The sequence below is a fragment of the Paenibacillus sp. J22P169 genome, from assembly GCF_059691995.1.
Map to the genome: position 1 here is coordinate 18,903 of NZ_JCAUAO010000020.1, position 12,108 is coordinate 31,010.

The following is a 12,108-nucleotide window of genomic DNA, read 5'->3' on the forward strand; positions in this document are numbered from 1 at the left end:
CCAAAGCGTAGACATGTTAGCTAATAGTTTATATGAAAGGATAAGTAAATTCAATGCATCCAGGTGACTGGGACGCTTATGGATGGTTCTGTGGTAAGCAAAAGTGAATAAAAGTTGATAAAAAGCCTCCATCTCCGTTAGAAAACGGACTGGAGGCTCACGAGTTTATTCTTATAACACTGGAACTGGTCTACCGATAGCTGCCCATTGCTCTTTGGCTGGCCCGTAAGCACCGATAACGGGAAGCCCTGCCTGACGCATCAGGATTGTCAACTGACCACGATGGTGAATCTCATGCTTCAGGTAGCTATAAAGTGTAGTGCTGATCGTCCACGGCATTCCGAACATGGTAACCACATCTTGCAGTTTCTCATCCGTCAGTTGCGTGCTGACCGCGTTAATAATATTCTGCGTTGTTGTTCGATACGCTTCTGCTATGACTGCAGCTTGCGCAGGCGGCTCGCTTACAGCTGATGCCGATTCGAATTCCAAGCCAGTTCCGTAGAGCATGCCGCGTTCTGCATGAACCAGATGCCAAGCAATATAACCAAGTGGACGGTAGCCTTCGGCTTGTGTTTGTTTGAGGGATTCATCCGTTAAGGCATCTAGCAGTTGCTGCGTTGTAGCGGATTCCATCTGGTATTCGCGAATAAAGCTTTCAATTGTCGTAAACATATCAATAACCTCCTAGGGGGTGGTACAGGCTCGCTTGCGCTTCGTGCGATTCATTTCCTGTCCTTATGTTTACAGTATAGCTAGGTGCTGCTGACAACTGTATGGCAGTGATTGAAATTTGTTTAGGGGGAACGCAGGTGCACTATTCGACCCAAAAGCGGCTTGAGTGTGAGCCCACAGAACAAAAAAGAGGAAGCCGACGGATCAGCCTCCTTCTACCTATTAAGGATCTACGATAACGATCCTTTATTTAATCAAATCTTCAACAAATCTAGGCAACACGAACGCTGCTTTGTGCAAGCGTGGTGTGTAGTATTTCGTTGGGAATTCAGGGATTGCTGATTCTTCTACTTGAAGCGGATCGTGCTTTTTGCTGCCCATTGTGAATGTCCACAAACCACTTGGATATGTAGGGATATTCGCACTGTACACACGGACGATCGGGAAAATTTCTTTCACATCGCGATTTACCGTTTGGATCAAATCAGCCTTGAACCATGGGTTATCGGTTTGAGCAACGAAGATCCCGTCTTCTTTTAACGCATCAAAGATGCCTTGGTAGAAGCCTTTGGAGAACAGCTCAACAGCTGGACCTACAGGTTCAGTGGAATCAACCATGATGACATCGTACGTATTTTTGTGATCGTGAATGTGCATGTAGCCATCGTTAACGATAACTTCAACACGTGGGTTGTCCAATTCACCAGCGATCGTTGGCAGGTATTTCTTGGAGTACTCGATTACTTTGCCATCGATATCAACTAGAACAGCCTTCTTCACCTTCGGGTGCTTCATAATTTCACGAATCACGCCGCCGTCGCCGCCGCCTACTACTAGTACGTACTCTGGGTTCGGGTGAGTAACCAGCGCTGGGTGAGCAACCATTTCATGATAGACGAACTCGTCTTTCACGGTTGTCATAACCATACCGTCTAATGTAAGCATCGTGCCCCATTCTTCGGTTTCGATCATGGATAGATCTTGGAAATCCGTTTGCTCTCTCACGTAAGTTTCTGTAACTTTCGCTGTGATCCCGAAGCTATCGGTTTGTTTCTCTGTGTACCATAATTCCATGTGTAACCCTTCTTTCGTTTCTCTATTTGGATGAATAATTCCTGACATTCGTTATCTCTAACAGTGTTCCACCAGTTGGAAAAGTCATACGAAATCGGGCTGTATTTCCCAGACCCTTCACACGCACAAATTGTATTATAGTTCATTACCCCCAAAATGCAATATTTTCCTCACTCTTTTAATCATTTAATAAAAAATATTTACAATTCATTGAATACGGATTGCCATGCTTTTCCATACTGGATAATAGCGCCTTTGGGCACAGAGAAAGGAGGCATGGCCTATGTCCGAGAACGAGAAACCCCGCCAACAACCATCAGATACACAGTCCGCTAGACGAAAAGATGAAGTTCCTGCTTCTATGCGTTGGATGCGGCGAATCAAGAAGACATTCTCCTTCTTCTTTACCTGCAGCCTGCTGCTGCTCATTGGGGCAGCCGTCTTCCTGGTTTATTTGCGCTCCCAAACGCTGCCCGTCACCAAAACGATGCAAACCTCCCAAATGTATGATGTCCACGGTGAGGTGATTGACACCTTTTATTCTGGCCAAAATCGGCAGGTGGTTTCATTAAATGAAATCTCGCCTTACTTGATACATGCTACGCTCGCTGTGGAGGATCAACATTTCTACGATCATTTCGGTGTCGATGTCAAAGCGGTAGCACGCGCAGCTATTGTGAATGTCCAAGCCATGGCGAAGGTGCAAGGTGCCGGCACGATCACACAGCAGTTAGCCCGGAATTTATACTTAACTCATGATCGCACATGGACGCGCAAATTCAAGGAAACCGTCTATGCCCTTCAAATGGAAATGCAACTAAGCAAAGATGACATTCTCGCTGATTATTTGAATCAAATCTATTATGGGCATTCGACCTATGGTATTGAGACCGCATCCGAGCTTTTCTTCGGTAAGCATGCTAGTGAACTAACCTTAGCCGAAAGCGCGATGATCGCTGGGGTGCCGAAGGGACCGCGCTACTATTCCCCTTATTATGATCTGCAAAATGCCATGGATCGGCAGAAAATTGTTCTCCAGACGATGGTGAACAGCGGCTTTATTACCCAAAGCGCCGCTGATGCCGCAGGTAAAGAGAAGCTGACGATTCAGCCTCTCACGAAAAAGAAGCCTTCTGCAGCGCCGTATTTCAGAGATTATGTACGTAACCTGGCGACGGAGAAGCTCGGTATCACGGAAGAACAGTTCGATGAGGGTGGCATTCGTATCTATACTACACTGGACAAGAATGCCCAGCAAATTGCTGAGAATGTCATCACGAAGCAGCTCGAAGGCAAGCCCGATCTGCAGGCCGCTCTGGTCGCGGTTGACCCCCGAACGGGCGAGATCAAAGCCATGGTCGGCGGACGTGACTATACGGAAAATCAATTCAACCGTGCGCTATCGAATACACGACAGCCTGGGTCTTCCTTTAAACCATTCGTCTATATGGTTGCACTAATGAACGGCTTCACTCCAGTCTCTATGGTCAAAAGTGAACCGACGGTATTTACCTACGATGATGGGCGGCAGCACTATACGCCAAGAAACTTCAATGACCAGTATACAAATGGGAATATTGATATGCGTCAGGCGATTTCTAAATCGGATAACATCTATGCCGTGCACACGATTCTCGAGGTGGGTCCACAGAAGGTCATAGACTTCGCGCGTAAGCTAGGCATTGCTTCACCGATGAAGCCGCTGCCATCCCTTGCGCTTGGTTCCTTCCCCGTGAGTCCACTGGAAATGGCTTCAGCCTTTTCCTCGATCGCGAATCAAGGGATACATCATGAAACAACGGCCATCCTACGAATCGAAGATGCGAATGGCCGCGTCTTATATGAAGCGACGCCTGCGGAGGAGCAAGTTATTCCACCTGCGGTTGCGTATGTGATGACCAATCTAATGGAAAGCGTGTTCGAAGAGGGCGGAACGGGTAACCGTGTCGCAAGTACAATAAAGCGGCCGATTGCCGGCAAAACGGGTACGACCGATACGGATGCTTGGCTCGTCGGCTTCACACCTGAGCTTTCCACCGCGGTCTGGGTGGGCTATGACAAGAGCCGCGATATTTCAACGGTGGAATCACACCTAGCCTCGCCGATCTTCGCGGATTTCACGGAACAGACCTTGGATGCTATTCCGCCGAAGATGTTCTCAATCCCTGAGGGCGTATCGACCGTGTACATTGATCCTGTGAGCGGCAAATTATCCAATGAGGACTGTCCGAACGCCAAAATGGAAGCTTTCCTTGCTGGCACGGAGCCTACGACGTATTGTACTGGCAAGCCTGCCAATCCGGATGCGACGAGCGGTCAAAAAGCCGGTTCCAAAGGGGACAACGGCTCTTGGTGGAATGATCTTAAACGTTGGTGGAACGACTAATATTCCTCTAAATGAAAACACAAAAAGGCAGTACTAAGCGCGTCTTAGTCCTGCCTTTTTGCTGTCCTAGTATATGAGGTAACATACACTAGGGTCTAGTATACCCGCTTCGACATTGTGTAACAATGGATGACACATAATGTTCATATTCTCCATATTCGCTATGGAAAGCTTAGGAGAGTGCGTCCTTAAGGCTTTGATCCGAGCGGTTCCACCAGTCTTCATTATGTGCAATCAGTGTGTTTCGAAGGGCTCCCCGCTCACTGTCCGACAATCCTTCTAGGATAAACTTACGTTTCATAGCTCCGTCCATTTTGTTCACGTGCTCCGCAAGAATCTTCCATCCGCGGCGCGCTTCCGTATCGATTAACATCTCACAAGCAGACATCCCCGCATAGTAGGCGCCATCCTCTGTGCGATCAACCGCTACCCACACGATCCACGCTTTACGACCATTAGGGACATCCTCCTTGTTCGTGGAGAATTTAATCCCTTTCTCGATCTTACTCTTAGCATGCAGTGTTCCTTCATCCAGATAAGCTTCATCCCCATCAATAATAATGCCGGAGACGTTACTAAGATCAATGGCTCCTGCACCGAAGCCTTTGTGATTCACTTTTGAACTTACTATATTTAAGGCTAGCTTCTTCTTATCCGCTTCCATAAGGGCACCTTCCACTCTACATAAAGTTAAAATGACGACTTGCTTTCATTGTAGCGAAAGTCATCCATTAGAACAAGGGGCGGTGTCTCCCATTCCCATTTCTAAACATTTCTTTCACCTCGCAGAAATATTCCCTAGGTTGTCTACATATACATGCTGTAGATGCTTGTTTAGGCGGGGTGAATCTCATGGATATGAATGCTCTATTCAATAGCCGCAAGGTACAGTGGTTTGCTGTCATGCTCCTTGCTGCCGGCGCAGTGTTAATAACGAACACCTTGCTCCCCTCCACACCAAGAGGGACTGTTCCTGTCGTCTCTAAAGATGTACCTATTGTTAAGACACCGGACATGCAGCCTGCAGATAATGGTAATGGCAAACCGTTAGAAACCTCAACACCACTTAGTTATCGTATTGCCGAATATCACATGAACGTTGCCTACACACCAGAAACCCAACAGCTCCAAGGACAACAAACGCTCACGTGGGAAAATCCAGGCTCTGTTCCTGTACAAGAAATGTATCTGCACCTCTATCCGAATGCTTTCGCATCGAAGAAAACGACATTCATGCGCGAGTCTGGAGGTAAGCTGCGGGAGGATGAAGCGAAGGCAGAGAGTGGCGGAAGTATGGAACTGCTCTCTGTGAAGTCGGATACGGGTGATGATCTCACCAAGCGGATGTCGTTCGTGCAGCCGGATGATGGCAACAAGGACGACCATACACTGATCAAAATCCCTTTATCTAAGCCCGTAGGACCTGGAGAAACTGTAACCATCAAAACCGAATTCCTTGTTAAGCTGCCTGCAGCTTTTGCCAGAATGGGGTACGTCGATGACTTTGTTATGGCTGGACAATGGTTTCCGAAGGTTGCCGCCTATGAACGTAAGGGAACAAGGGGCCGGACTGAACCTGGCTGGGATCTTCATCAATACCATGGCAATTCCGAGTTCTATGCTGATTTCGGCATGTATGATGTGAAAATCCAAGTGCCTGCGAATTACATTGTGGCCGCTACAGGGTTTCCTGTGAAGCCTGCTGTGACGGATAAGGGCACCAAGACGTACCAATTTTATGCCGAGGATGTCCATGATTTCGCTTGGTCGGCCTCTCCGCATTTCATCTATGTGGAAGAGCCCTTCTCGACACCACAAATTCCTGGGGTCAAGATCAAGCTATACCTCGATCCGAATCATCAAGATTTAAAGGATCGCTACATGTATGCAGCCAAAAAAGCACTCTCACGTTACAGTCAGTGGTACGGAACGTATCCCTACTCTACCCTCTCTATCGTAGTGCCGCCTCCGGGCGGGAATGGCGCGGGCGGCATGGAATATCCGACTTTGGTTACTGCCTGGGGTGCCAGCGACAAGGATCCCGACTTAGAGCTGGAACGCGTCGTCGTGCATGAGATCGGCCACCAATTCTTCTATGGACTCGTTGCCAGCAATGAATTCGAAGAAGCATGGCTGGATGAAGGCTTCACCTCTTATGCGGAGGATAAAGTCATGGAAGCTGAATATGGGGATGTACCTAATTTGCCTGTCGAATCCAGTTATATTACCTCACCCAATGGGCTGCAGAAGGATGCATGGGCTTACAAAGGTCATGATCAGTATGCAGAAAATGTGTACACGCGTGGCAAGCTCGTGCTGAAAGCAATTGAGCAGCAAGTCGGTACGAAGGTGATGGACCGTATTATGAAAACCTATTTCCAAAGGTGGCAGTTCAAGCACCCTTCTACGAAGGACTTCCAACAAGTTGTGGAGGATGTCAGCAAAACAAAGTGGGATGATTTCTTTAATCAGTATGTCTATGGCGGTATGATGATGGATTATTCTGTCGAGAGTGTACACGTCCAGCCTCAGGGCAGCAAGGGGTCCGAGACTTACGAAAGCACGGTCCGCATCGTGAAGCATGGCGGCAACTCACCGGAAGTGCCTGTCCAGTTCCACTTCGCAGATGGTACAACGTTAGATAAAACATGGGATGGTAAGGAAGGCAGCATTGAGTTCAAATTAACGCATGCCTCCCCTGTCGACTGGGTGCGCATTGATCCCAAGTACACGCTCATTCTCGAAAATAAGCACATCAACAACTTTTATCAAACCCAATTAAATACAAAGTGGCAAATTCGGTGGAATCTCGGCATTATTCAGTTCCTGCAAGCCATATTCGGCTCAGTCGCCTGGTAAGGACTTGGCTTACGTCTCATGACAAACTCTGAGGAGGGACCCTCGTTGGCCACCTATATCAAATCAGGCTTCAGGGCAGCTATGGCACAGCCCTTTGCCACGATCATTTTATTCCTTTATCAGATGGGCTGGGGTATTCTCCTGTATAAACTCGTGCAGGGAATACTCGTCCCCCTCATGCATCGGTTCCCTGGCGCCGAGCAGCCCAAGCAGGCATTGCAGATCTTTCTAGCTGAAGGCCAGTTCCAGTTAATTAAAACAGATCTCAGCTATTCCTATTTATGGTGGCTAGGTGCTCTCTTGTGTGCTCGCATGCTGCTGACGCCTCTCTTAAATGGCGGTGTTTATTATTCACTCACGCACGCTCACCAGAATGCTGGCTACCGTTTCTTTCGCGGGATGAAAAAGCTTATGCTCCCTTTTCTACTCGTGTATCTCATCCGGATCGCACTTACCCTGTTTCCACTCATCTGGCTCCTCCCGAAAGCTGCTTATGTTCTTGGGCATAGCGGTTCCTATGAGCAGGTCATTCTCAAGCTTCTGCCTTGGATACTGAGTCTACTGATTTACGGATTTCTCCTGCAGCTGCTGTTTATGTATGTGCAATTCGCCATCGCGGCCAAGCTAGGTATCACATCGACGATCTTCTCTTTCTTTCGATACTCACTGCCGATTATCGGACTTGCCATCATTCTGTTAGTGTTCACAGGACTTTTGGCAGGGGTCACGGTCACAGCTACCTACCTATGGGCGGGACTGATAGCACTAATCATTTATCAACTGTATCCTCTCTTCCATATTTTCATCCAAATCTGGGGCATTTCTTCCCAATATCAGCTTCTTTCAGCCAAAATATCCAATTAATATCCAGCAAAACAGCCAATAGGCAGGCATTCTCCCCTTCTCCATGAGAAAGGGGCTTTTTTTCGTCTGTTTTCCGAACGATTCGCCTAATTTTCAGCCTTTTTTCTTATAAAAAAAGAGGAATTTCATTGTTTATGACGAATTAAAAGGACTAGCATCAAAAAACCAAATATTTCATGCCGAATTCCTCAGTTTATGGGGAAACGGGGGAACCACTCCGGGTGAATTGATCTTGCAAGACAGGGATCATAGGGAACCTTCAACCGAACCCTCCAGCTAACCTCGTAGGCACCGGAAGGAGACAAGCAGTTGAAGAAAGTTGTTGGTCTTATTTTTAGTCTTGTTTTGTTTTTGAGTGTTAGTGTAGGAAGCGTTTTCGCAGCATCCAATATGGATAAAGCGGTAGACGAGCTTGTTGGAACTCCTTACAGATGGGCAGGAACGACAACCAAAGGATTCGATTGCTCTGGTTTCACGTCCTACTTGTTCGACGAGTTCGGCATCGACCTTCCACACAGCTCCAAATCACAAAACAGTGAAGGCTACTGGGTTGACAAAAGTGATCTTCGTAAGGGCGATCTTGTATTTTTCAACACAGATGGCAGCGGCATCTCTCACGTAGGGATGTACCTCGGTAATGGTGAATTCGTTCACTCCGCTACCAATCAAGGTGTTGTTAAGAATAAGTTGAGCGAATCCTATTATGCGAAGCGGTATGTATCAGCCAGACGTGTTCTATGGGATGATATTTACAATCAACTAACTGCTGAATCCAAGTAATGTTCTCGGCACAGAATGAAGCCCTGCAAGCTTTGCTCGTAAGAGCGACTTGCAGGGCTTCATTCATTTGAACGAGGGTATCAGCGTATACTACAAGGAATAAATATGGGCGGGCCCTTCGGCCTCGAGGAAGGATAAGAATGTATGGACAGCATAAAAGATAGTACATCCCCACCGTTTCCTGGCATCATTCAATCCATTGATGAGATTAGAGCAGATATCGGAGAGCCGCATCCGGCAGTACAAAATAAAGTTATTAACCAAATCGACGAGCACGCAAGAGCGTTCATCGCCAAATCACCTTTATTCTACTTATCTACGTCAGGCGCGAATGGACTGTGTGATGTTTCCCCCCGCGGCGATAGCGCAGGATTCGTTCGTGTTCTAGATGAACACCGCTTCATCTATCCCGAAAGACTCGGAAACCGCCGATTAGATTCGATGCAAAATATATTAACCAACCCACAAGTGGGTCTCTTATTCATCATTCCAGGCGTCGACATGGTACTCCGCGTCAATGGCCGCGCTTGGTTAACAAAGGACGAGGAGCTACTAGCGACGATGCAGCTGAATGGGAAATCCCCCATCGCCGCTGTCGGCGTCGAGGTGCAGGAATGCTTTGTGCATTGCAGTCGCGCCCTCAAGCTGTCGAAGATTTGGGATCCCGCTACGTGGGTACCCGAACAGGAGCAGCCAGACGGCATGGATATGTTCCGCGCACATCTGGCATTGAACGGAATTCCGCTGGAAGAGTAGGAAAAAGCCAACTAGGCAGCCAAAATGTATAACTTGACATGATATGTTAGCCAGCCTATAATAACGGCATGTCGTTTTCTAGGGTTCCGCGGCGCATGTCGCCGGCTGGTCCAAGGGAAAACACACAGCGGATACGCTGTGGTCACGGAGGGAGAAAAGCCCGGGAGTCTATCGCAGCAGTGCGATATTCCCGGGCTTTTCTTTGTTTTTTTTGTGGCACTGGCGACATAATATCTACATGAAGGAGTGTTCATTATGGCATGGTTATACCTGGTCATTGCAGGTGTTTTTGAGGTGGTGTGGGCCATATCATTGAAATTTTCCAACGGATTTACCCGACTTGTCCCATCCATTGTTACTATTCTAGGCATGATCGTTAGTTTCTATTTCTTAGCAGTAGCAACAAAAACTCTTCCTATCGGTACCGCCTATGCGGCTTGGACCGGCATCGGTGCAGTCGGTGCCATTATCATTGGCACACTATTTCTTGATGAACCGATCAGTTTAGTGCGTATCTTGTTTATGGTTTTGATTCTAGTTGGTGTGCTCGGGCTGAAATTCACGTCAGGGCACTAAAGGATGTCGAGCACTTAGACATCGCTTATCTGTGTGACAACATTAGCAATTCGGCAGAGACGCGTCTCTTGTGTTTTCGCGTCCTCGACCTGTCGGACGAATTCTTTGCGCTTGGAGAAAGCGAGCGCTTCAAACCGTTGCACAGCGCCATCCACTTCCGACAATGCGGATTGAAGATCCGCAGGAATTTCCACGGTGCGAGGCGCGAGATCCAAGGCCAACGTCACCTCGACGGGATCATCTGCCTTCAAACCGGAGGCCTGTCTGTGGGCATCACTAAGCGGGATGAGGTATTCGCCGCCCATGACCGCAACCGTCGTCCGATACGTGTAATCATTCAGGGTCACGGATACGCTGGGCTTTTTGCCTCCTGCTAACGTGGTCATGACCTCTTCGGGAATGGAAATCCCCGTGGCATTCTTATTTTGGGCTTTCATAACCGTCGTATGGAACGTTACACTCATGGTCGATGCCTCCTATGGAGTAGTGAAAGTTGGGGTGGCTATTTGATCGTATAACTCACATACCAGAAGCTGCCCCCGACGAAGATACGCAAATGCTGGGACAAAGGTCGAAAAATGTCATTCAACTCTTCGTACGTAAAATAGTTTTTGAGAATTTCATGCTTGGAGCCGTCGGCTAGCTCGCGTCTTTTGTACGTATCCTCGCTATCCTCATGGGTAATGAGCTCGCCGCCTCTTCCAGGTACATACACGTTATCCGCGATAAAAACCTGCGCCCCACTGCCCAACCGTTCATGGAAACCTTGTAAAAAGCTGTCGATCCGATTGCGCGGAATGTGGGAGAACCAGAAGTTCGCCAATCCGTAATCAAATTCCCCGCGTATCTCGGAGAGCTTGTACGCATCTCCTTCCACAAAGCTAGCATTCCCCTTCGGCCAACTCTTCGACTCCGCGATGTGCAGCACTTCCGGGCGTATATCTACCCCAACAAGCTGCGCTGCGGTTTCTGCGGCAATATGTGTCCAATAACCCGTGCCACAGGCGATTTCCAGCACACGTCGTCCCTCCACTTGCTTCTTCAGGATATCAGAAAGGAAGGCCAGCTCTTGTTGAAACTCCGCATCTTCACGGTGATAAATCCGTTCATACTCCTCTGCTCGTGCGCCGTAGTAGGCTTGCATGCTCAGCTTTTCTTGATCCAAAAGCGTCTGCTTCTCTTTCACTTCGTGAAGGATGCGATGTCTCGCCGACAGCAAATCCGCAAAAATCGCTCCACCCTGCACAGCGTAATTCGCTAGCAGCCCCTGCGTAGCCATAACGATTAGCTGAGTCATCGATAACCCCGTATCATCTGCCATCCGCTCCAAATCGGACTTTACTTTCTCAGGCAAATAAACCGAAAGTCGTTTCGTCTTGTCTTGTTTGTCCTCCATGGTTAGGCCGCCTCCTTTTTCGAATATTGTAACACATAATATGTACCATGTTAACATTTATTATGTTGTATTGTCATGGAATGCGAAAGTTGATGATCACATTTGCAGGGGAGTGGAGGATGGTGGAGGGTGCATCTACGGATAAGTGAATGTGTGCGGATTGATAGATGACAGATGGCAAAGTACGGATGGGGATGTGAGGCAAGTGCGGATAATAGTTGGCTAAGTAGGGGTGAGGGTGAGGGGCAAGTGCGGGCAATAGTTGGCTAAGTAGGGAGGACGGGTGAGAGGCAAGTACGGATAATAGTTGGCTATGTAGGGGTGAGGGTGAGAGGCAAGTGCGGACAATAGTTGGCTATGTAGGGGTGAGGGTGAGAGGCAAGTACGGATAATAGTTGGCTAAGTAGGGAGGACGGGTGTGTAAAAGTAGCTAGGTCTGGGGAGTCTCCACAAAATAAATGGAAAAATTCCAGTTAATTTCCCGTCATTTCCCTTCAAGAGAGGGTTAACTGGAAAATGTACAGTTAATTCCCCCCATTTCCAGTGTAACGGTCAGGTACGGGAGAAATAACGACATAAAATCCATTTATTTATATTTTTCGCTTAATATGCGTTGAAATAACTGTAGATTTGCACTTAGAATTAATAGTGGACGTCTCTTAGTGTAGAAGTAATAATAACCTTAACTATTAACTAAGAGGTGTCTGTCCATGAGCGAATCAAGACAACGATATAATGAGAC

Annotated in this window: 11 protein-coding genes and 2 riboswitches; of the genes, 6 read left to right on the forward strand and 5 right to left on the reverse strand. The window is 47.8% G+C overall.

All coding sequences use genetic code 11. The features are described from left to right. Positions 1-171 precede the first annotated feature (171 nt). Positions 172-675, reverse strand: a complete 504-nt coding sequence (locus AC58QG_RS35980; RefSeq protein ID WP_497366746.1) for a DinB family protein — start codon at positions 673-675, stop codon at positions 172-174. 246 nt (positions 676-921) lie between these two features. Continuing rightward, positions 922-1,749 (reverse strand): polyamine aminopropyltransferase, encoded by an 828-nt coding sequence (gene speE, locus AC58QG_RS35985; RefSeq protein ID WP_497268188.1) that lies wholly within the window; start codon positions 1,747-1,749, stop codon positions 922-924. Positions 1,750-2,032: 283 nt separating this feature from the next. Between speE and AC58QG_RS35990 the strand changes: the two genes are divergently transcribed. Then, positions 2,033-4,135 (forward strand): transglycosylase domain-containing protein, encoded by a 2,103-nt coding sequence (locus AC58QG_RS35990; RefSeq protein WP_497366747.1) that lies wholly within the window; start codon positions 2,033-2,035, stop codon positions 4,133-4,135. Between the two features lie 172 nt (positions 4,136-4,307). Here AC58QG_RS35990 and AC58QG_RS35995 read toward each other — a convergent pair whose 3' ends face one another. Continuing rightward, positions 4,308-4,799 carry a YwhD family protein gene (locus AC58QG_RS35995; RefSeq protein ID WP_497366748.1) on the reverse strand — a complete coding sequence of 164 codons (492 nt, stop codon included), beginning with the start codon at positions 4,797-4,799 and terminating at the stop codon, positions 4,308-4,310. Between the two features lie 188 nt (positions 4,800-4,987). Between AC58QG_RS35995 and AC58QG_RS36000 the strand changes: the two genes are divergently transcribed. The 5 genes from AC58QG_RS36000 (at position 4,988) to sugE (ending at position 9,970) form a co-directional block, all read left to right on the forward strand. Then, positions 4,988-6,994, forward strand: coding sequence for a M1 family metallopeptidase (locus AC58QG_RS36000; RefSeq protein ID WP_497366749.1), 2,007 nt, complete (start codon positions 4,988-4,990; stop codon positions 6,992-6,994). 45 nt (positions 6,995-7,039) lie between these two features. Further along, positions 7,040-7,858 carry a hypothetical protein gene (locus tag AC58QG_RS36005; protein WP_497366750.1) on the forward strand — a complete coding sequence of 273 codons (819 nt, stop codon included), beginning with the start codon at positions 7,040-7,042 and terminating at the stop codon, positions 7,856-7,858. A 167-nt stretch (positions 7,859-8,025) separates the two neighbouring features. Next, positions 8,026-8,164: riboswitch (cyclic di-AMP (ydaO/yuaA leader) on the forward strand. Positions 8,165-8,167: 3 nt separating this feature from the next. After that, positions 8,168-8,638, forward strand: coding sequence for a C40 family peptidase (locus AC58QG_RS36010; protein WP_236290879.1), 471 nt, complete (start codon positions 8,168-8,170; stop codon positions 8,636-8,638). A 144-nt stretch (positions 8,639-8,782) separates the two neighbouring features. Further along, complete coding sequence (locus AC58QG_RS36015; RefSeq protein ID WP_497366751.1) at positions 8,783-9,394, forward strand: MSMEG_1061 family FMN-dependent PPOX-type flavoprotein; 612 nt, start codon at positions 8,783-8,785, stop codon at positions 9,392-9,394. A gap of 67 nt (positions 9,395-9,461) precedes the next feature. Continuing rightward, positions 9,462-9,563: riboswitch (guanidine-I (ykkC/yxkD leader) on the forward strand. A gap of 86 nt (positions 9,564-9,649) precedes the next feature. Then, positions 9,650-9,970 (forward strand): quaternary ammonium compound efflux SMR transporter SugE, encoded by a 321-nt coding sequence (gene sugE / locus AC58QG_RS36020; protein WP_497366752.1) that lies wholly within the window; start codon positions 9,650-9,652, stop codon positions 9,968-9,970. Between the two features lie 14 nt (positions 9,971-9,984). Here the strand turns inward: sugE and AC58QG_RS36025 are convergent, their stop codons facing one another. Together AC58QG_RS36025 and AC58QG_RS36030 are read right to left on the reverse strand one after the other, a co-directional pair. Further along, on the reverse strand, positions 9,985-10,434 hold the full coding sequence (locus AC58QG_RS36025; protein ID WP_497366753.1) for a YdeI/OmpD-associated family protein: 450 nt from the start codon (positions 10,432-10,434) through the stop codon (positions 9,985-9,987). 38 nt (positions 10,435-10,472) lie between these two features. After that, the gene (locus AC58QG_RS36030) at positions 10,473-11,366 is read right to left on the reverse strand and encodes a methyltransferase domain-containing protein (RefSeq protein WP_497366754.1); all 894 of its coding nucleotides are present in this window, start codon (positions 11,364-11,366) and stop codon (positions 10,473-10,475) included. Positions 11,367-12,108 lie beyond the last annotated feature (742 nt).

What these genes read in the sequence shown, in the direction of transcription:
- AC58QG_RS35980 (WP_497366746.1), bottom strand. Translation starts at nt 675, where the DNA reads ATGTTTACGACAATTGAAAGCTTTATTCGCGAATACCAGATGGAATCC.
- speE (WP_497268188.1), bottom strand. Translation starts at nt 1,749, where the DNA reads ATGGAATTATGGTACACAGAGAAACAAACCGATAGCTTCGGGATCACA.
- AC58QG_RS35990 (WP_497366747.1), top strand. Translation starts at nt 2,033, where the DNA reads ATGTCCGAGAACGAGAAACCCCGCCAACAACCATCAGATACACAGTCC.
- AC58QG_RS35995 (WP_497366748.1), bottom strand. Translation starts at nt 4,799, where the DNA reads ATGGAAGCGGATAAGAAGAAGCTAGCCTTAAATATAGTAAGTTCAAAA.
- AC58QG_RS36000 (WP_497366749.1), top strand. Translation starts at nt 4,988, where the DNA reads ATGGATATGAATGCTCTATTCAATAGCCGCAAGGTACAGTGGTTTGCT.
- AC58QG_RS36015 (WP_497366751.1), top strand. Translation starts at nt 8,783, where the DNA reads ATGGACAGCATAAAAGATAGTACATCCCCACCGTTTCCTGGCATCATT.
- sugE (WP_497366752.1), top strand. Translation starts at nt 9,650, where the DNA reads ATGGCATGGTTATACCTGGTCATTGCAGGTGTTTTTGAGGTGGTGTGG.
- AC58QG_RS36025 (WP_497366753.1), bottom strand. Translation starts at nt 10,434, where the DNA reads ATGAGTGTAACGTTCCATACGACGGTTATGAAAGCCCAAAATAAGAAT.
- AC58QG_RS36030 (WP_497366754.1), bottom strand. Translation starts at nt 11,366, where the DNA reads ATGGAGGACAAACAAGACAAGACGAAACGACTTTCGGTTTATTTGCCT.